The organism is Myxococcus sp. AM011, from assembly GCF_013372595.1.
GTDB classification, from domain to species: Bacteria; Myxococcota; Myxococcia; order Myxococcales; family Myxococcaceae; genus Myxococcus; species Myxococcus eversor.
The window spans coordinates 34,622-54,010 of record NZ_JABXEM010000038.1; the positions used below are offsets into that span (position 1 = coordinate 34,622).

The 19,389-nt window shown below is 69.0% G+C and carries 15 protein-coding genes and 1 pseudogene; 10 read left to right on the forward strand and 6 right to left on the reverse strand.

Annotated features, from left to right (window positions below; genetic code table 11):
* Positions 1-36: 36 nt before the first annotated feature.
* The 5 genes from HUW62_RS10665 to HUW62_RS10685 all read left to right on the forward strand — a co-directional run bounded on the left by HUW62_RS10665 (position 37) and on the right by HUW62_RS10685 (position 9,067).
* A complete protein-coding gene (locus HUW62_RS10665; RefSeq protein ID WP_163865915.1) occupies positions 37-858 on the forward strand; it encodes an NAD(P)-dependent oxidoreductase in 822 nt (273 codons plus the stop codon).
* Positions 859-1,107: 249 nt separating this feature from the next.
* Positions 1,108-4,845, forward strand: coding sequence for an ATP-binding protein (locus HUW62_RS10670; protein WP_255203350.1), 3,738 nt, complete (start codon positions 1,108-1,110; stop codon positions 4,843-4,845).
* A gap of 131 nt (positions 4,846-4,976) precedes the next feature.
* Positions 4,977-6,068, forward strand: a complete 1,092-nt coding sequence (locus HUW62_RS10675) for an isopenicillin N synthase family oxygenase (protein ID WP_163865917.1) — start codon at positions 4,977-4,979, stop codon at positions 6,066-6,068.
* A 304-nt stretch (positions 6,069-6,372) separates the two neighbouring features.
* Positions 6,373-7,740 (forward strand): amidohydrolase family protein, encoded by a 1,368-nt coding sequence (locus HUW62_RS10680; RefSeq protein ID WP_176434353.1) that lies wholly within the window; start codon positions 6,373-6,375, stop codon positions 7,738-7,740.
* 112 nt (positions 7,741-7,852) lie between these two features.
* Entirely contained in the window at positions 7,853-9,067 is a 1,215-nt protein-coding gene (locus HUW62_RS10685) for a murein transglycosylase A (RefSeq protein WP_176434354.1), read from the forward strand.
* A 21-nt stretch (positions 9,068-9,088) separates the two neighbouring features.
* Here the strand turns inward: HUW62_RS10685 and HUW62_RS10690 are convergent, their stop codons facing one another.
* Positions 9,089-10,417: a thioredoxin domain-containing protein gene (locus HUW62_RS10690; RefSeq protein WP_163865920.1), complete on the reverse strand. Its 1,329-nt coding sequence runs from the start codon at positions 10,415-10,417 to the stop codon at positions 9,089-9,091.
* Positions 10,418-10,638: 221 nt separating this feature from the next.
* Here HUW62_RS10690 and HUW62_RS10695 point away from each other — a divergent pair, with 221 nt between their 5' ends.
* Both HUW62_RS10695 and HUW62_RS10700 read left to right on the forward strand, forming a co-directional pair.
* Positions 10,639-11,283, forward strand: a complete 645-nt coding sequence (locus tag HUW62_RS10695; RefSeq protein ID WP_255203351.1) for a hypothetical protein — start codon at positions 10,639-10,641, stop codon at positions 11,281-11,283.
* A gap of 66 nt (positions 11,284-11,349) precedes the next feature.
* Positions 11,350-11,568: a hypothetical protein gene (locus tag HUW62_RS10700; protein ID WP_163865922.1), complete on the forward strand. Its 219-nt coding sequence runs from the start codon at positions 11,350-11,352 to the stop codon at positions 11,566-11,568.
* A gap of 17 nt (positions 11,569-11,585) precedes the next feature.
* On the opposite strand, the gene HUW62_RS10705 is transcribed toward HUW62_RS10700, so the two are convergent.
* On the reverse strand, positions 11,586-12,179 hold the full coding sequence (locus HUW62_RS10705) for a CDP-alcohol phosphatidyltransferase family protein (protein WP_163866225.1): 594 nt from the start codon (positions 12,177-12,179) through the stop codon (positions 11,586-11,588).
* A gap of 388 nt (positions 12,180-12,567) precedes the next feature.
* Between HUW62_RS10705 and HUW62_RS10710 the strand changes: the two genes are divergently transcribed.
* Entirely contained in the window at positions 12,568-13,377 is an 810-nt protein-coding gene (locus HUW62_RS10710; RefSeq protein ID WP_240356419.1) for a DUF4846 domain-containing protein, read from the forward strand.
* A gap of 106 nt (positions 13,378-13,483) precedes the next feature.
* Here HUW62_RS10710 and HUW62_RS10715 read toward each other — a convergent pair whose 3' ends face one another.
* From HUW62_RS10715 to HUW62_RS10730, 4 genes are all read right to left on the reverse strand, one after another.
* Positions 13,484-14,464, reverse strand: a complete 981-nt coding sequence (locus HUW62_RS10715) for a fatty acid desaturase family protein (protein WP_255203352.1) — start codon at positions 14,462-14,464, stop codon at positions 13,484-13,486.
* Positions 14,465-14,875: 411 nt separating this feature from the next.
* The gene (locus tag HUW62_RS10720; RefSeq protein ID WP_163865925.1) at positions 14,876-16,180 is read right to left on the reverse strand and encodes a cytochrome P450; all 1,305 of its coding nucleotides are present in this window, start codon (positions 16,178-16,180) and stop codon (positions 14,876-14,878) included.
* A 438-nt stretch (positions 16,181-16,618) separates the two neighbouring features.
* Positions 16,619-17,029 (reverse strand): STAS/SEC14 domain-containing protein, encoded by a 411-nt coding sequence (locus tag HUW62_RS10725; protein ID WP_163865926.1) that lies wholly within the window; start codon positions 17,027-17,029, stop codon positions 16,619-16,621.
* Positions 17,030-17,180: 151 nt separating this feature from the next.
* Positions 17,181-17,600, reverse strand: a complete 420-nt coding sequence (locus HUW62_RS10730) for an STAS/SEC14 domain-containing protein (protein ID WP_163865927.1) — start codon at positions 17,598-17,600, stop codon at positions 17,181-17,183.
* A gap of 234 nt (positions 17,601-17,834) precedes the next feature.
* Between HUW62_RS10730 and HUW62_RS10735 the strand changes: the two genes are divergently transcribed.
* Together HUW62_RS10735 and HUW62_RS10740 are read left to right on the forward strand one after the other, a co-directional pair.
* Entirely contained in the window at positions 17,835-19,124 is a 1,290-nt protein-coding gene (locus HUW62_RS10735; RefSeq protein WP_176434357.1) for an ABC transporter substrate-binding protein, read from the forward strand.
* Positions 19,121-19,389, forward strand: a pseudogene (locus tag HUW62_RS10740) (hypothetical protein); the annotation flags it as partial. The gene HUW62_RS10735 and the pseudogene HUW62_RS10740, both read left to right, overlap by 4 nt.

Consider the following 19,389-nt stretch of genomic DNA (forward strand, 5'->3'; position numbering starts at 1 on the left):
AGCAGACCTTACGTGGCACCCAGGGAGACCGGCCGCATGACGACACTCAAGGGGAAGACGCTTTTCATCACCGGGGCCAGCCGAGGAATCGGCAAGGCGATTGCCCTGCGAGCGGCGCGCGACGGCGCCAACATCGTCATCGCCGCGAAGACGACGGAGCCGCACCCCAAGCTGCCGGGCACCATCTACACGGCGGCGGAGGAAATCGAGAAGGCGGGCGGACGGGCGCTCCCCTTCGCGGTGGACATCCGCGACGAGAAGCAGATTGCCGCGGCGGTGGAGAAGACGGTGGAGACGTTCGGCGGCATCGACATCCTCATCAACAACGCGAGCGCCATCAGCCTCACCGGCACGGAGGACACGCCGATGAAGCGCTATGACCTGATGCACGGCATCAACACGCGCGGGACATTCGCCTGCTCGCAGGCGTGCATTCCGCACCTCAAGCGCTCGAGCAATCCGCACATCCTGAACAACTCGCCGCCGTTGAACATGGAGGCGCGCTGGTTCTCGCCGCACGTGGCGTACACGATGGCGAAGTACGGCATGAGCATGTGCGTGCTCGGCATGGCGGACGAGCTGCGCTCGGATGGAATCGCGGTGAATGCGTTGTGGCCGCGCACGGTCATCGCGACGGCGGCGGTGCAGAACCTGCTGGGCGGTGAGGAGACGATTCGCGGCAGCCGCTCGCCGGACATCATGGCCGACGCGGCGTATGCCATCCTCACCAAGCCGAGCAAGAGCTTCACCGGCAACTTCTGCATCGACGAGGACGTGCTGCGCGCGGACGGCGTGACGAACTTCGACAAGTATCAGTCCGTGCCCGGCGCGGAGCTGTTCCCCGACTACTTCATCTGAGGGGTGGGCTGTAAAACCTGCTCGCTGTTCCAACTGGGACGGCGGGCCCGCCTGCCCTGGGTCCGGCCACACCACCGGTAAAATGTTCGGGAGAGGAGGGACGCTGCTGCGGTGATTGCGTGCTTGTGGACGCGACACTAGAAGCCCAGGTCACTTCCATTTTTCCCACGAGCCCTGATGTCCGCGTCGGACCTTCCCACATCGCGAACCATTGGCTTCCAGGAGGGCCACCTCGGAGGAGGCGGCGAGATGGCGGAGCTGGTCCGTTCCAAGGACTGGTCCTCGACGCCGCTCGGCCCCCTCTCCGGCTGGCCCACCAGCCTGAAGACGATGGTGGGCGTCGTCCTGGGCAACCGCTTCCCCATGCTCCTGTGGTGGGGACCCCAGATGCTGCAAATCTACAACGACGGCTACCGGCCCGTGCTCGGCCTGAAACACCCGGGCTCGCTCGGCGCTCCGGCCTCCGTCGTCTGGGCTGAAATCTGGGACGTCGTTGGCCCCATGGCCCAGGGCGTGCTGAGCGGTAGCCCCGCGACGTGGAGTGAGCACCTCCAGCTCTTCATCAACAGCCGCGGCTTCGTCGAGGAGACGTTCCACACCTTCTCGTACAGCCCCGTCTATGACGAGGTCGGCCAGGTCGGCGGCGTCCTCGTCACGGTGCAGGAGACCACCGAGCAGGTGCAGGACAACCGCCAGCTCAAGATGCTGGGAGAGCTGGCCACCAGCTCCGCCGCCGCGAAGACGGCCGAGGAGGCCTGTCAGACCGCCGCGTCCATCTTCTCCGGCTACGACCTGGACCTGCCCTTCACGCTGCTCTACCTGCTCGACGAGGACGGCACCGAGCTGCGGTGCGTGGGCTCCAGTGGAATGGACGGCTACTCGGGCCTCGCCAGGCCCAAGCGCGCCCCCTTCACCCCCTCCCTGGATGCGCCCGGCACCTGGCCCTTCGCCGAGGCGGCGCGCACCGGACGGGAGGTCCTCGTCGATGACCTGGCCTCGCGCTTCGGGGACCTTCCCGGGGGCCGCTGGGGCACGGCGCCGACTCGCGCGGTGGTGCTGCCGCTGGCGCGCTCGGGACAGTCCCACCCGTATGGCTTCCTGGTGGCCGGCGTCAGCCCGCGCCGCATCCTGGATGACCGCTACCTGGGCCTCTTCCGCCTCACCGCGGACCCGGTGGTGACGGCCATCGCCAATGCCCGCGCCTACGAGGAGGAGCGCCAGCGCGCCGAGGCCCTCGCCGCCATCGACCGCTCGAAGACGGCCTTCTTCAACAACGTCAGCCACGAGTTCCGCACGCCGCTGACGCTGATGCTCGGCCCCACCGAGGACGCGCTGGCCTCGCCCTCGCGCACCCTCTCCGGCGAGCCGCTGGAGACCGTTCATCGCAACTCGCAGCGGCTCTTGAAGCTGGTCAACTCGCTGCTCGACTTCTCCCGCCTGGAGGCGGGGCGCATCGAGGCCCGGTACGAGCCGGTGAAGCTGCCCGCCCTCACCGCGGGCCTGGCGAGTGCCTTCCGCTCCGCGATGGAGCGCGCGGGTCTGCGCTTCGAGGTCGACTGCGCGCCGCTGCCCGAGGACATCTACGTCGACCAGGACATGTGGGAGAAGATTGTCCTCAACCTCCTCTCCAACGCGCTGAAGTTCACCTTCGAGGGGACCATCCGCATCACCCAGCGGTGGGTGGACGGACAGGTCGAGCTCCAGGTCTCCGACACGGGCATCGGCATTCCCGAGAAGGAGCTGCCTCGCGTCTTCGAGCGCTTCCACCGCGTCCAGGGCGCGCGTGCCCGGACGTACGAGGGCTCCGGCATCGGCCTGGCGCTCGTGCACGAACTGGTCCGCCTCCACGGCGGCGTGCTGGCCGTGACGAGCAAGGAAGGCGCGGGAACGACGTTCACCCTGCGCATTCCCTCCGGCGCGGACCATCTGCCCAAGGACCATGTCGGCGCGCGCGACTCGCGGTCCGTCACGGCGCTGGGCGCCGCGCCCTATGTGAATGAGGCGCTGCGCTGGCTGCCGGGCGGGCTGGAGGTGAAGTCGCTGGAGCTGGGGGCCGAGGTGCCCGAGGCGGAGAACGTCGCCAAGGGCGCGCGCATCCTCCTGGCGGACGACAACGCCGACATGCGCGCGTACCTGACGTCGCTCTTGTCGCGGAGCTGGGAGGTGGAGGCGGTGGCGGACGGCCTCGCGGCGCTGGAGTCCGCGCGAGCCCGGCCGCCGGACCTGGTGCTGACGGACGTGATGATGCCGGGGTTGGATGGCTTTGGTCTCCTGCGAGAGCTGCGCGCCGACGAGCGCACGCGCCGAGTCCCCGTCACCGTCCTCTCCGCGCGGGCTGGCGAGGAGGCGCGCATCGAGGGTCTGCGCGCTGGCGTCGACGACTACCTGGTGAAGCCCTTCTCCGCGCGGGAGCTGCTGGCGCGGGTGGAGACACAGCTCACCAAGGCGCGACTGCAAGCCACCCAGGAGGCGCATGCCCGGCTCCTGACGCGCGTCTTCACGTACGCCCCGGTGGGCATCTGCATCCTGCGGGGGCCCGAGCACATCTTCGAGTTCGCCAATGCGAACTACCTGCGGCTCGTCGCCAACCGCCCCGTCGTCGGCCAGCCCATCGCGAAGGCGCTGCCGGAGCTGGAGGGCCAGGGCATCTTCGAGTTGCTGGACAGGGTCGTCACCACGGGAGAGCCGTACATCGGCCGCTCGCTGCGGCTGATGATGGTCTCCGGCGAGGGAGGCCCTCCGCGCGAGGTGTTCTTCGACTTCGTCTACCAGCCGATGCTGGATGACGAGGGCCGGGTGGACTCCATCGTCACCGTGGCCTTCGACGTGACGGACCTGTCCAACGCGCGCCGGGAGGCGGAGTCCGCCAGCCGCGCCAAGGATGAGTTCCTGGCGATGCTCGGCCACGAGCTGCGCAATCCGCTGGCGCCCATCCTCACCGCGCTCCAGTTGATGCGGCTGCGCGGAGCCGACGGCGCGGAGCGTGAGCGCACCGTCATCGAGCGGCAGGTGCATCACCTGGTGCGACTGGTGGATGACCTGCTCGACGTGTCTCGCGTGACGCGCGGCAAGGTCGTCCTGCGCCGCGAGCGGGTGGAGCTGGCGGAGGTGGTGGCGAAGGCCATCGAACAGGCCAGTCCGCTCCTGGAGCAGCGCGGCCAGCACCTGTCCGTGGAGGTGCCTCGCCACGGCCTGCTGCTGGACGCGGACGCGACGCGCCTGGGACAGGTGTTCTCCAACCTCCTCACGAACGCCGCGAAGTACACGGAGCCCGGGGGGAGCATCACCATCTCCGGCGCGCGCGAGGGTGACGAAGTCGTGGCCTCCGTGAGCGACAACGGCACCGGCATCACCCAGGAGATGCTGCCGCGCATCTTCGACCTGTTCTTCCAGGAGCGGCAGGAGCTGGACCGCTCGCAGGGGGGATTGGGGCTGGGGCTCGCGATTGCCCGGAGCCTCGCGGCCCAGCACGACGGCTCCATCCAGGCCCACAGCGAGGGCCGGGGCCAGGGCAGCACCTTCACCGTGCGCCTGCCCGCGGTGGAGACCCAGCTCTCCATCGCGAGCGCGGTGCCCGAGAGCGTGGAGAAGGTACAGGAATCCGCGCCGGTGCCGCACCGGGTGTTGATTGTCGACGACAACCGCGACGCGGCGGACGTGCTGGCCGAGGCGCTGGACATGCTGGGCTGCGAGACGCGCGTCACCTACGACGGCCCGAGCGCGCTCCAGGTGGCGCCGTCCTTCCGCCCGGAGCTGGCGCTGCTGGATATCGGCCTGCCGGTGATGGACGGCTATGAGCTGGCGCGTCATCTGCGCACCCAGCGGCCGGAGGGAGGGCTCCAGTTGGTGGCGGTGACGGGGTATGGCCAGGAGTCGGACCGGCAGCGCTCGAAGGAGGCGGGCTTCGACGCGCACCTGGTGAAGCCCATCGACTTCGCGGCGCTGGGCTCGCTGCTCAAGCGCCTGGGCTCGGCCCAGTCGAACTGACGCACCCCGCCGAGCGCGCGGCGGGGCTCGGCGTCGGCTATGCTGGGGGTCTCCGCATGGCCCTGGAGGGGCACGGCGCGCGCCGCCTCCCTCTCCCTCGTGGCCCGGGGAGAACAGACGAGGCGTTCGGGATGAGCGGCGAAGTGGCTGGAGCGAAGGACGGAGTGGTGGTGCTCGATTACGCGAAGCTGGTGGACGGCGATGACCTGTCCGCCGATATCGAGCGCGCGTATGGGTATGACGGCATTGGCCTGCTCATCGTCCGGGGCATCCCCGGGCTGGTGGAGCTGCGCCAGGGCTTGTTGCCGCTGGGCTTCCGGTTCGCCGCGTTGCCCAATGAGGTGAAGGACCGCTACGTCCACGAGCGCAGCAGCTATTCCTTCGGCTGGAGCCACGGCAAGGAAGTGCTCAAGCCCGGCCAGTTCGACGAATTCAAGGGCTCCTACTACAACAATCCCCAGTACGACTCGCCCCAGGTGGACGCGGCGCTGGTGGAGAAGTACCCGGAGAACTACCTGCCCAACGTGTGGCCGGACCCGGACTTCCCAGCGCTGCGCCCGGCCTTCCAGGCCCTGGGGCGGAAGATGGTGGACGTGGGGCTGCTCGTCGCGGCGCAGTGCGACCGGTACGTGACGGCGCGGCTGGGTGCCAAGCTCTCGCCGGATGCGCAGTTGGAGCGCACCATCCGCGAGTCCCGCGCGTGCAAGGCGCGGCTGCTCTACTACTTCGCCATCAACGAGGATGCGACGCCGCGCACGCGCGACTCCTGGTGCGGCTGGCACAGCGACCACGGCTCGCTGACGGGCCTGTGTCCGGCGATGTACTTCGACGCGGAGCCCGGGGCCTCGGAGCCGACGCGGCAGGACATCGCGGTGCCGGACCCGGAGGCGGGGCTCTACGTGCGCACTCGTGGCGGCGAGGAGCGCAAGGTGGTCATCCCCAAGGACTGCCTCGCGTTCCAGATTGGCGAGAGCGCGCAGATTGTCACGGGCGGCCTGCTGCGCTCGACGCCGCACGCGGTGCAGGCGCTGGCGCACCCGGCGAGCCGCAACATCTCCCGCTCGACGTTCGCCGTCTTCATGCAGCCCGACAACGAGGAGCGCCTGCGTCCGCCCGAGGGAACGGACCCGGCGGAGCTGCGCGTGGGCGCCTTCCAGCCGGGCATGACGTTCGGCGACTTCGCCCGCGCTACGTTCGCGAAGTTCTACAACCCCTACGCGTGACACGTGGCGCGCGGGGCTCGCCCACGAGGCGGGCCTCGCCGGCCTCGTCGAGGGTCAGCTCCAGCTCGACGGCGACGGGCGCGTCCAGGTGGAGGCCCCAGGGCAAGCCTTTTCGAGGGTCAGCTCCAACTCGACGGTGACGTGCGCGTCCAGGTGGAGGCCCTCGGGCAGCCGCGACGAGGGTCCCCGCGTGAGGGCTTTGTTGGCGCGCGGACCCCTGGCTCGGCGTGAAGGGCGGGTGCTTGCCTTTTGCACTCCGGCAAGGCGAGCGTAGGGCTTCCCTGTCGCTCTGGAGCGGTGCGCGATGACCTTCGGTTCCTGGCGTGCGGTGTGGCTGGTCGTGGGTGTCCTGCTGTCTTCGGGGCTGGCCGCTCCCGCGAGGGCCCAGGCGCCCGGTCCGGCGAAGGTCGCGGTGCGCGCGGCGCGGCTGTTCGATGGCAAGAACGCCAAGCCCCTGTCGAACGCCGTGGTGCTCCTGGAGGGCAATCGCATCCAGGCCGTGGGCTCCAATCTGGCCATTCCCGAGGGCACGCGGGTGCTGGATTTGGGAGACGTCACCCTGATGCCGGGGCTCATCGACACCCATTCGCACCTGCTCCTGAACGTCGAGATGGGGAACGGCGGAGAGGGGTCGAGCATGGAGTTGATCATCGCGCGGATGAGCACGGCCGAGCGGGCCTTGCTGGGCGCGAAGATGGGGCGTGAGCTGCTGGAGGCGGGCGTCACCACGGTGCGCGACGTGGGCAACTCCGGAGTGAATGGCGACCTGGCGCTGCGCAATGCCATCCAGCGAGGCTGGGTGGAGGGGCCGCGCATCTCCGCGTGCACGCGCGCGCTCGCGGCGCACGGAGGCCAGTTCGGGGTGATTCAGCAGCCGGTGCAGGGGCTCATCGAGCAGGAATACGTGACGGTGACGGGCGTGGACGAGGCGCGGCGTGCCGTGCGTCAGGCCGTGTATGACGGCGCGGACTGCATCAAGGTCATCGTCGACAACGGCTACAACTTCCTCTCGGTGGAGGAGCTGAAGGTCATCGTCGAGGAGGCGCACCGCATGAAGCGCCCGGTCGCCGCGCACACGACGAAGGACGAAAGCATCCGCGCGGCGGTGGAGGCGGGCGTGGACTCCATCGAGCATGGGTACTCGATGCCGGATGACGTGCTGACGCCGATGGTGCGCAAGCGCATCTTCCTGGTGCCCACCGTGGGGCCGCTGGAGGTCTGTGACGAGTTCCCCCCTGAATTGGGTGACGCGGAGACGCGGCGTGCCATGGCGGAGCGCTGCCGGAAGCTCGCGGTGAAGGGATATGAGCGGACCCGTCGAGCGTTGGCCGCGGGCGTGCGACTGGCGGCGGGCTCGGACATGTACTTCGCCGTGCCAGGGATGACGCGGGGCGAGACCACGGTGCGCGCGCTCAGTGCCTCCGGTGAAGCGGGAGTCCCTCCGGTGGATGTGCTGCGCTCCATGACGGCGAACGCGGCGGAGCTGCTGCGCATGCAGGACCAGGTGGGCACGCTGGAGGCGGGCAAGCTCGCGGACCTGGTGGCGGTGAAGGGCGACCCGTTGAAGGACCTCAAGGCGCTGCGACAGGTGCGCTTCGTGATGAAGGACGGCCAGGTGGTGGTGGACGCGAGGGAAGCGCAGCGGGCCCCGGTGGCGGCACCGCCGCGCTGAAGCTGTCGCGAGGGCCAAGGGCGGTGGTGACGGCACGGGGAGCACGGCATGTCCCGGCACCGCCGCGCTGAAGCTGTCGCGAGGGCGGAGGCTGGAGTAGGTACGAGGGGCCATGCCTACCCGGTCCGCTCGACGCGTCTTCCTCACGGTCCTCCTCTTCGTTGGCGTCTCCTGCGCGCACGCGCCACGTCCGGCGGTCACCCGTCCGCAGGACGCGCTGGTGGAGCTCTCCAGCAATGTGCAGCTCGTGGACGACGGCGCGTCCGCGTCGCTGCGAGTCGCGTTGGACCAGAGCCTCATCTGGCTGCGCACGCGGCCGGTGGACCACCGCTTCGTCTACGGTCCGCGCGAGGTGACAGCCGGAGCGCTGGTGTCCGCGCTGGAGCGGCTGCGCGGGCGACTCACCGACGGCATGTCGTCCCTGGACGTGTCGAAGGCGGTGATGGAGGACTTCGAGCTGCTCGAGTCCGCCGGAGGCGAGGACGGCACGGTGCTCTTCACGGGCTACTACGAGCCCGTGCTCGAAGGGAGCCTGACGCGGACCGACGAGTACCGCGTCCCCGTGCTCTCCGCGCCGGATGACCTCATCGAGGTGCCGCTGGAGCCCTTCGCGGAGCGCTTCGCCTCGGAGCGCGTCTTCGGACGACTGGAGGGCAAGAAGGTGGTGCCCTACTGGAACCGCGCGGAGATTCGCGGCGGCAAGCTGAGTCCGCGCAAGCTGGAGCTGGCGTGGGTGAAGGACCCGGTGTCGCTCTTCTTCATGGAGGTCCAGGGCAGCGGCACGCTGCGGCTCAATGACGGCGGCGAGCGGCGCGTGGGCTACGCCGCGTCGAATGGCCGGCCCTACCGGAGCATCGGCGCGCTGCTCATCCAGGAGGGCGTCATCCCCCGCGAGCAGATGTCCATGCAGGCGCTGCGCGCATGGCTGGCCGCGAACCCCACCGAGCAGGACCGCGTGCTGGACTACAACGAGTCCTATGTCTTCTTCCGCTTCCTGCCTGGCGCGGCGGTGGGCTCGCTGGGTCGCGAGGTGACGCCGGGGCGCTCCATCGCCACGGACGCGCGCCTGTTCCCCAAGGGCGGCCTGGCCTTCATCCACACGGACCACCCGGTGAAGATGGCGGATGGCTCCGTGCAGTGGAGGCCGCTGTCGCGCTTCGTGTTCAACCAGGACACGGGCGGGGCCATCAAGGGCGCGGGGCGCGTGGATGTCTTCTGGGGCCGAGGCCCCGAGGCGGAGCTGGCCGCCGGCATGATGAAGCAGAAGGGCCGGCTGCTCTTCCTCGTCCCCAAGCCTCGCGTCCCGGTGGCCGAAGCCGCCCGGTGACGCGAGGCTCGAAGGCGTGGCTCAGCGCTGGGCCACGCCCGCCTTCTTCAGCTCCTCGTCGATGATGCGACGGAAGTGGTCCACGGGCATCGCGCCGACGACGGGGCGCCCGTTGACGAAGAACGTGGGAGTGCCTCCCGCGCCCACGCGCGTGCCCTCCTTCGAGTCCTCGTCGATGCGCGCGTCGAACTTCCCGGAGTCGAGCGCCTGCTTGAAGCGCGTCACATCCAGGCCGACCTGCTTCGCATAGCCCTCCATCGACTCCCGGTCCAACTGCCGCTGGTTGGCGAAGAGCAGGTCATGGAACTCCCAGAACTTCCCCTGCTCGTGCGCGGCGAGTGACGCGGCGGCGGCCAGCTTCGCGTGCGGATGGTTGGGCAGCGGCTGGTGCTTGAAGGCCAGGCGCAGCTTGCCCTCGTACTCCTTCTCCAGCGTCTTCAGCGTGGGCACCGCGCGGGAGCAGAAGGGGCACTCGAAGTCAGACCACGCGATGACGGTGACGGGCGCGTTGGCGGGGCCGCGCGAGGGCGCCGTGCCCACCTCCACCTGCTGCCGGGGCAGCTCCGCCGGCGCGGGAGGCGCGGGCGGACGGTCCACGCCGCGTTCGATGGTGCGCGCGTAGACCTCCGTCTTCGGCACGCCGCCCTTCACCAGCGCCTCCGCCTTGTTCAGCTCCTCGTCCACCACCTGGGTGAAGACCTCCAGCGGCTGGGCGCCGTTGATGAATCGGCCGTTGACGAAGAAGCCCGGCGTCCCGTTGGCGCCGAGCTGCCTCGCCAGCGCGTCATCCTGGCGGATGCGGTCGGCCAGCTTCGGGGCCGCCAGGTCCTGCTTCCAGCGCGCGACGTCCAGCCCCAGCTCCTTCGCGTAGCGCTCCAGGTCCGAGTCGGACTGGGCCCGCGGGTTCGCGAAGAGCACGTCGTGGTACTCCCAGAACTTCCCCTGCTCTCCGGCCGCCAGGGCCGCGAGCGCGGCGGGCTTGGCGCGCGGGTGCATGTCCTCCAGCGGGTGGTGCTTCATCACCACGCGCAGCTTGTCGCCATACTGCTTCTGGAGCTGCTTCACCGTCGCGTGGCCGCGAGCGCAGAAGGGGCACTCGTAGTCGGAGAACTCCACCAGCGTGACGAGCGCCGTCTCCTCGCCGTGGATGAGCGAGCCATCCACCGGCACCTTGTAGACGACGGGAGAGATGGGCGGGCGCTGGCGCGCGGGAGGCTGAGCCGCGGCGGCGGGGGCGGAGGCACCCCTGGCGACGGCGGCGGCGGTCGCGGGCGCCGACGTCGTGCGGCCTCCCACGAAACCCAACACGAGCCCCACCACGAGGCTCACCCAGACGGATGGCTTGCTCACACACGACTCCTGGAAATGATGACCGGACGGAGTGCGGCCAGGCCTCGGAAAGTTTCAGGGTGATTTTCGGGAGGCCCGAAAAGGCGAGCCGTCCAGCGCTGGCCCGCTGGCCTGCTCCTGGGGCGCTTGCCCGCCGCCGTGCCGGTTGTCCGTGAGCGGGCAGGCCCCACCTTTGTGAAGACGAAGGGAGGCCGTGACACATGCGAGGGAAGGTTGCCTGGATGGCGGTCGTGGTCGCGAGCCTGCCGCTGATGCTGTGCGCGCAGGGCTGCACGGCGAAGGCCCAGTCGGAGCAGGAGGCGCCGAAAGCGGCGAAGGCGCCCGCGCAGACGCCGACACCCGCCGAGGTGTCCGAGCTGTGGAACAGCGTGTCCGGCCTGCGCGCGGAGGTGCGACAGCTCCAGCAGGACGTCGCGAAGCTGCGTGCGCAGGTGAACGCTCAGGCCCAGCGGGGCACGGGCGGCGCGGGGAATGGCACCCAGGCTCAGCGGGAGCCGAACGGCTCGGAGGCCCAGGCGCGCGGCACGGGAGGCTCGGGCACGGCCGGGACAGGGGCACGGCAGGTGGAGAACGATGTGCCGCCCGCGGGCACCAACGTCCCCGCGCCCACGGGGACGGCGGTGGTGCTGGCCACCTTCACGGGGACGGTGCGCTCGGTGGAGCCTCCCGAACTCGTCCTCGCGCAGGACGACGGCGAGGCGCTGACATTGGACGTGACTCCGCGCACCCGCGTGTTGAGGAACGGCAAGAGCATTGCCTTGAGGGATTTGGACCCGGGAGACAGGGTCAACGCGGTGGTGGACATGGTGGGTGAGCACGAGACGGTGGAAATCTCGGTGGTCCGGAAGGAGGACCCGAACAGGTGAGGCGTGGGAGCGGCGCGTCAGTCGCTCCCGTTCAGGTTCGTCGTCGCTCGAAGGGAGGTTCCCGTCATGACGGCCTTTGACCGATACCGCGCGTTGCTGCGCAAGTTCGAGAATGTGCGTGCGCGGCATCCAGAAGGTGGCTCACCGGAGGAGGATGCGCTGCTGGACGACCTGGATGATGTCTGGGCGGAGATGAGTGAGGGCGAGCGCGCCGCCGCATCTTCCGAGCGAGACAGGGCCCTGGGGCTCTCGGAGTCGCAGGACTCCGCGCCGCCGCCGGGCTGAAGCTCACACCGAATCGATTACTCGCGGGCCGTGGGCACGGGCGTGCCTCGCGGCCCGTGTTCATCCGGGCGCCGCTCGGCGCTCCGGGGCACCTTTCGAGACCGCAACACCGCGAGCGTGTAGTCCACCACCGACGCGAGCGACAGCACGGCGATGAGCGCGACGAGCGGGCGCACGGCGGGGGGAAACAACAGCACGCACAGCAGCGTCACCAGTTGCAGCGTGGTGACCACCTTGCCGAGCATCCGCGCCTTGAGCTCCGCTTGCCGCAGCTTCGGCACCAGCCGGGTGACGATGAAGCCCACCGCGGTGCCGATGTCCCGCACCATCAGCAGCAGCACCTCCGGCAGGGCGATGAGGCCGTCGAGGTAGCAGACGACAATGGCCGTCACCATGAAGGCGCGGTCCGCCACCGGGTCGATGAGCGCGCCCAGTCGCGTGGCCAGGCCCTTGTGTCGCGCAATCCAGCCATCGAGAAAGTCGGAGAAGGCCGCCAGCATGACGAGCGCCGCGCGCACCCTCACGTCGGACTCGACGATGAAGGCCACCGCCATGGGCAGGCGGGACAGCGACAGGATGTTGAGCAGCACGAGGCTCGCCTGGCGGCGCATCTTCTCTGGAAGGTAATGCTCGGCCGTCATCACGCACCTGCCGCGGGGGACGGGGTGTCGTCGAGTCGTCGGTCATCGCCGCGTCGGCAGGGCAGGCGACCATGCGCGCGCGCCTTTCCTGAAATGGACTCCACGAGGGAACCTTCGGGCGGCGACAATCCTCCCATCCGGAGCGCCGCTCCCACCTGCCTGGAGTCTCCCCGTCGTGATTGCGCCCGAGTGCCCCTCCCTCCAGCCGTCCTCTCCACCGCGCACCGGTTCCACCTGGCCAGGTCGGGCCTGCCTGCTGGCGCTGCTGTGGTCGGGCGTCTCGGGCGCTGCCCCGCTGGAGACTCGCCTGCGGGGCACGGTGCTCGCGACGGCGGCCTCACGGGCTCCCGAGCAGGCGGTGCCCGTGGAGCCTCGCGCCGCCACGCGCGAGGAGCTGGCGCGCTACGCCTGGTTGTCGAAGGACGCCCAGGTCCGTCCACTGGACGCCGCCATCCCCGCGCCGGAGGGCTACACGCGGGTGACGCTGGAGGCGGGCTCGTTCGGCGCGTGGCTGCGCGGCCTTCCCCTGCGCGCGGAAGGTACGCCCGTGCTGCACTTCCGGGGCGGAGAGGTGTTGCCCGGAGACGATGCGCGGCTGGCGGCGGTGGCGGAGCTGGATATCGGCTCGGCCAACCTGCAGCAGTGCGCGGACTCCATCATCCGGCTGCATGCGGAGTGGCTGTGGTCCAGCAAGCAGCGCGAGCTCATCGCCTACCGCTTCACCAGCGGACACCTGGCCTCGTGGCCGAAGTACGCGGAAGGTGACAGGGCGCGGATCAACGGCTCGAAGGTGACGTGGGCGCGGAGCGCGGCGGCGGACAGCTCACGCGCGGCGTTCCGTTCGTATCTGGACCTGGTCTTCACCTACGCGGGCACGTTGTCGCTGGAGGGCGCCAGGAATCATCCCGCGCGAGACGCTCTGCGTCCCGGGGACTTCTTCGTGCTGGGCGGCAGCCCGGGGCACACGGTGCTGGTGTTGGACCTGGCGGCCGACGCGGGGGGCCGCCGCGTGGCACTGCTGGGTCAAGGCTTCATGCCCGCCCAGGACTTCCATGTCCTCTCCTCGGGAGACACTTCCGTGGGGCCCTGGTTCCCGCTCGACTCAGACGCGGTGACGACGCCCTTCTGGAAGCCCTTCCCGTGGACGTCGCTGCGCCGCTTCCCGTGAGGCGTTCCGTCGGTCCTTCGTCAATCCGCCTCGGGGCCCCCACCCCGACGTGACTGACAGGTACCGACGCCTCGCTCGCCAGGGCGATGCGCGCGTCGTTGCTTCCCTACGAGTGCAGCGGCATCCGCACGCCCTGCGACGGCGGCGGCGTGGTGGTGGCCAGCGTCTCTTCGCTGGAGCCCTCGGGCTTGCGCGTGAGGTACTGCACCAGGCTGTTGTGCTTGCCCAGGTACGTGTCGAAGCGATTCACGCCGTCCTCGAGCATGCCCGCCTTGTCCAGCTCCTCGTGCATGACGGGCAGGTTGTAGAAGGGCACGGAGGGGAAGGCGTGGTGCGTGAGGTGGTAGTTGCAGTTGAGCGGCGCCACGAAGAAGTTCTCCAGCAGCGTGCCCTTCACGTCGCGCGTCTCGCGCGTCTCGTCGCCCTTGATTTCGGCGTCCAGCGGGTGCTCGCCCAGCGCGCGCATCCGGAAGAAGGCCATCATCACCGTCGTCGTCGGCAGCACCCACAGGAGCAGCCAGTGCAGCCACGCGCCCGTCGTCACCAGCACGGTGATGAGCGCGGAGACGTAGAGGACGTAGCGCACGTGCTCGGCGGCGGACACCTTGGGCTTCGCGCCACCCAGGAGCCGACCCCAGTACGTCCAGGGCATCACCACCTTGAGGTGGCTCGGCGCGTACAGGCCCAGCGCATCGCCCAGGAACACCGCCGCCGCCTTCACCGGCGTGCGCGGGAAGTGCCAGGACGGGTCCTGCTGCATGGAGGCCCAGTACGGGTCCTTGTCCGTATTCACATACCGGTGGTGCTCCATGTGCTGGTGCCGGTAGCCCGCCGTCGTCATGTTCAGCGGGAAGGCGCACAGCAAGTCCGCCACCACGTCGCCCACCTTCCGGTTCGACAGGAAGTGGTAGTGCGCGGCCTCGTGCATCAGCGCGAGCATCGCGTGCTGCCGCGTGGCGATGACCAGGGCGGCGATCGGCCACGCCCACCACCGGTCCACCCACACCACCGCGGCAAACGCGGCGACAATGACGAGCCACTGAGTGCCGAGCGCGCACAGCGCCCGCACATTGTTCACCTGGGACATCTCCCGGGTCTTTTTTGCCAGGGCCTGCCTGTCGACGCGTCGCGCAAACTGCACATCCGCTTCGTCAACGACTTCGGCGTACATGAGGGGGCTCCTTCGTCTTTACGAGCAAGCGGGGTAATCAAGGACTCTTTCTCGCGAAAACGGCCAGTATGGCAAGAAATTTCTCTCCGTAACGTACGCACGCCCGTTTCAAACAGCCAAGTGAAGTCCGCCGAAACCCCATGGGTGTCGACACTGACTCCGACTTTTGCCGGAAGCCGGGTGCGAGTGGACCGCCTGTGGGCGGGTCGGGTCCACTGAAGTCAGGCCCCAGACATGCGAAGGGCCCTGGAGACGATGAAGGTCTCCAGGGCCCGGCTCATGACATGGATGTGGGTGCGCGGGAAGCGCCGAATGCCGTACCCGCGACTAAGGCTTGGGCGTGGACGGCGTCCACTCGACCTTCAGGTGGCGCATCTGGCGCAGGACGATGCTCTGCCAGGTGCCATGGTCCTGTCCCTGCACCATGCGCGGGTCCTCCAGGGCGTCCAGGAGGATGTTGGTGGTGATTTGGGCCTGGAGCCGGGCCAGGGGCGCGCCCAGGCAGAAGTGCGTGCCACGGCCGTAGGTGAGGTGCTGGGGCGGCTTCTCGCGGTCCACGTCGAGCTTGTTGGAGTGCGGGCAGAGCGACTCGTCCCGGCTGCCGGCGGCGTACAGCATGAGGAGCCGTGAGCCCGCGGGGAGCTTGATGCCGCCCACCTCCACGTCCTCCAGGGCGGTGCGAATCATCGCGTGCTGGACGGAGTCGTAGCGGCAGCCCTCCTCGATGAACTTGGGGACGAGCTCCCGGTTGTCGCGCAGGCGCTTCCACATGCCGTGCTCCAGCGCGAGCTTCCAGGTGTTCGCCATCATCGCCGTGGTGGACTCGTGGCCGGCGGACAGGAAGGACGCGCCAATGGCCATCACCAGCTCGTGCACCGTCAGCGCCTCGCCGTTCGCCTCGACTTCGACGAGGTAGCTGGTGAGGTCCTCCTGGGGCTCCTCGCGGCGCGCCTCGATGAGCTGGACGCAGTACTTCTGGAACTCAATCACGCCTCGAGCCAGCTCCGGCTGCTTCTCCGGCGGCACGTGCTCGAAGGTGAGCTGCTGCCAGTCCGCGCTCCAGCGCTTGATCTTCCAGACGTCCTCCTGCGGCACGCCCATGACGCCGAGGATGACGTGGGCGGGCAGCGGGTACGCCAGCTGCTCCACCAGGTCCGCGTGGCCGTCCTGGGCGAAGCTGCCCACCATCTCTCGCGCCAGCTTCTCGATGAACGGCGCCATGCCGGCGATGCGCTGCGCGGTGAAGCCCCGGTTCATCAGCCTGCGCAGCCGGGTGTGGTCCGGCGGGTCCATGCCCAAGAGCACGTGGGCCAGCGGGAAGCCCTCGCCGAGGATGGCCTTCGCCTCCTCCGTCAGCGTCGTCCCGCTGAACAGCATGTCGCGGTTGGAGAAGCGCGCCGTGTCCTTGAGGACCTGGAGGATGTCGTCGTTGCGGCTCACCAACCACATGTTCAGCATCGGGTTGAAGCTGACCGGCTCCTCCTTGCGCAGCTTCTCGAAGAAGGGGTGGGGATTGTCGACGTGGGGTCCCGCGAAGGGGTTGTACTGCGCGCCCAGGTGAGGGCAGCGAGGCGCCGCGGGGGCATGGGCCGGAACACCGGTCTCTTCCTGCTTCTGAACCGTTACGGGCATGGACTCACTCGGCAGTTCGAGCGCGGGCCCCCCCAGCTCACTGCTCGGACAAGGGTTGGTTGAGGCATGGGGCACAGCCGGTTCCGGAGCCCGACTTGGAAAACCGGGCGCGATGGGGGCTCCAGAATGACCGCCTATACCTCAATTTCCAGTTATCGCACCAGTAGGGTGCGATTTTTTCAGTGAAACTGGCCTTGTGCGTCACTGGAGCGGCTCAGCGTCGGCTGGAGGGGCGTGATTTCAGGGGGTTGGCCGAAGGCGCAAATGTCGCATCGACTCGGACTCTGGGAAATCCAGTGGACACTTTGCGTGCGGGGAGCGCCTCGGAAGGGCTCAACCCGGTTACATGCGGGGCGGGACAGGAGAGGCGGCGGGGCCCCCGGAGGGGCCACCGCGATGGGTGAAGCGGATGGCGACGACGGCGGGAGTGAGGCCGCTTCAGCCGCTCTTGCGGACGTTGGCGCGGCGCTGCTGCTCCACCCAGGCGTGGGCCTCGGGCATCGTCTTGACGAACTCCGTCTTGAACTCCGACTTGCCCGTCAGGAACATGCCCAGCGAGATGACCTTGCCGAAGGTCTGCTGGACCATGTCCGCGCCGACATAGACGCAGCCCTTGAACCACTCCGCCTTGCTGTTGTCGGAGAGGTACCGGCGCGCTTCGGCCTGGAGCTGCGAGTTGCCGATATCGGCAATCATGTAATAGCCGCCGCTCTTGGCGACGTCGCCGTAGATTTCAACGGCCCGCTTCATGTCCTCCAGGTTCAGCATGCCGCTGAACACGGCGACCACCAGGTCTGGGGCCTCGTGGCGAATCTGGTGGGCACCGAACTTCCATTCCTGTTGCTGCATGGGCGCTCCCTTGGGCTGACCGCGCGAGCATACCGCCCAGGGCCACCGGGAGCGAGAATCCAGTCTTCCCTCCCAAACCAGGACTTTCAGCGGGGCCCGGGTCTGGAAGGAGACAGAGGGGGTCGGACTTCACACGACGGTGAGACGCGTCTCAGCCGGCCTTGCGTTGGGAGCGGGCGCGGTTCTGGAGGACCCAGGCGCGGGCGTCGTCGAGCGTCTTGACGAAGGTGGTCTCGAAGCTGGACTTGCCGGTGAAGAGCATGGCGAGGGAGATGGCCTTGCCGAAGGTCTGCTGGACGATGTCGGCGCCGACGTAGACGCAGCCCTTGAACCACTCGGAGCGGTTGTTCTCGGAGAGGTAGCGGCGGCCGGCGGCCTCAATCTGGGAGCGGCCGATTTCCGCGAGGATGTAGTAGGGGCCGAGGATGTCGTAGACCTCCTTGTAGATTTCGGAGGTGCGCTTCACGTCGTCCATGGTGATGGGACCCTCGAAGGTCGCCACCGCGATGTCTGGCGGCTCGATGCGAACCCGATGCGCGCCGTACTTCCACTCCCGAGGCTTCTCCGCCATTGCATCCCCCACCCAGAAGTCCTGCCTGTCAGAAGGATAACGCTCGTTCCTGGGGTGAAGGCAAACGGACGCACTGGGTTTGGTCCCTGGAGTTCCAGAGGGACGTTTTTCTCCAGATGGGCCCGAATTGCCCGGTGTGGGCTGGCCGCGAGGAGAAACAGGGTGTTGGGGTGAGAACCGTGGGCCGAAGCGTGGGTTGACGGTGGGGTGGGGGGCTGGAGACTGCCGGCACCCATGGTCCGCTCGTTCTTCGTCGTGCTCGTGTTGGGTGTCTGCGTGCTGTCGGTGGGGTGCCGGCGGAGTGGCGGCTCGGGCTCGGAGGATGGGCGTGACGGCGCGGGGGCCACGCGGCTGGTGCTGAAGTATCAGCCGCTGTGGGGACCTCCGGAGCCCTTCCGGGAGCTGCTCGCGGGCTTCGAGAAGGCCAACCCCGGGGTGAAGCTGGTCACCGAGGCGCTGCCGAACTCGTCGGACCTGGCGCACCAGTTCTTCCTCACGTCGTTGGAGGGTGGGGCGAAGGACTTCGACGTGCTGGTGGCGGACGTGGTGTGGGTGCCGGAGTTCGCGCGGGCGGGGTGGATAGCGGACCTGTCGGCGGAGTTCCCGCCGGAGCGGCTGCGCGAGGAGTTCCTGCCGGGGCCGGTGGAGGCCGTCGTCGTGGAGGGGCGGACGTACGCGGTGCCCTGGTACCTGGACGTGGGCGTCCTGTACTACCGCACGGACCTGGTGCCCCATGCGCCGCGCACGTACGCGGAGCTGGTGCGCTTCGCGTTGGACGCGAAGGCGAAGGTGCCGGGCATCCAGGGGTATGTGTGGCAGGGCCGCCAGTACGAGGGCTTGAGCTGCAATGTCTTTGAAGCGCTGTGGGGGCACGGCGGACACGCGATGGGGGAGAACGGGCGCGTGTTGCTGGAGACGGAGGCGGCGCGCGAGGCGCTCGCGTATCTGCGCGGGTTGCTGGTGAGTGGGGTGTCGCCCGAGACGGTGATGGGGTTTGGGGAGGAGGAGGCGCGGCGCATCTTCCAGGAGGGGCGCGCGGTGTTCATGCGCAACTGGCCGTATGCGTGGAGCGAGGCGCAGAAGGAGGGCTCGCCCATTCGCGGCAAGGTGGGGATGGCGCCGCTGCCCACGGTGAGTGGCGAGCCGGGATTTGGAACGCTGGGCGGGTATCAACTCGCCGTGAATGCGCATGTGTCGCCGGAGCGGCGGAAGCTGGCGGCGAAGCTCATCGCGCATCTGACGTCGCCGGAGGCGAACCTGGTGCTGGCGGTGCACTACGCGCGCAATCCGCCCAGGGCGGCGGTGTACGACGATGCGAGGTTGAAACAGAGCTCGCCGTTCATCGCGGGCCTGCGGGAGATGGCGGAGCGCGCGAAGCCGAGGCCGGTGACGCCGTACTACAACCTGATTTCAGATGTGTTGCAGAGCGAGTTCTCCGCGGCGGTGGCGGGCCTGCGCTCGCCCGAGGAGTCGCTGAGGCGCGCGCAGAAGCAGGTGGACCATTTGATGGGGGAGGGGCGATGAGCGCGGGGGGCGGAGACGACGCGATGACGTCTCAGGTGCCAGGGCCGGTGGGCCCGGGGCGCGCGCGAGGCTCGCTGGAGCGGGAGCGGAGACAGGCGTACTGGTTGGTGGCGCCCGCGGTGCTGGTGCTCGCGGCGGTGGCGCTGTATCCGATTCTCGCGGCGGTGTGGCTGAGCCTGCACCGCTTCATTCTCGTCTTCGGTGAGCGGCGCTTCGTGGGGTTGGGGAACTACGCGTACCTGCTCGGGGACGCGCGGTTCTGGTC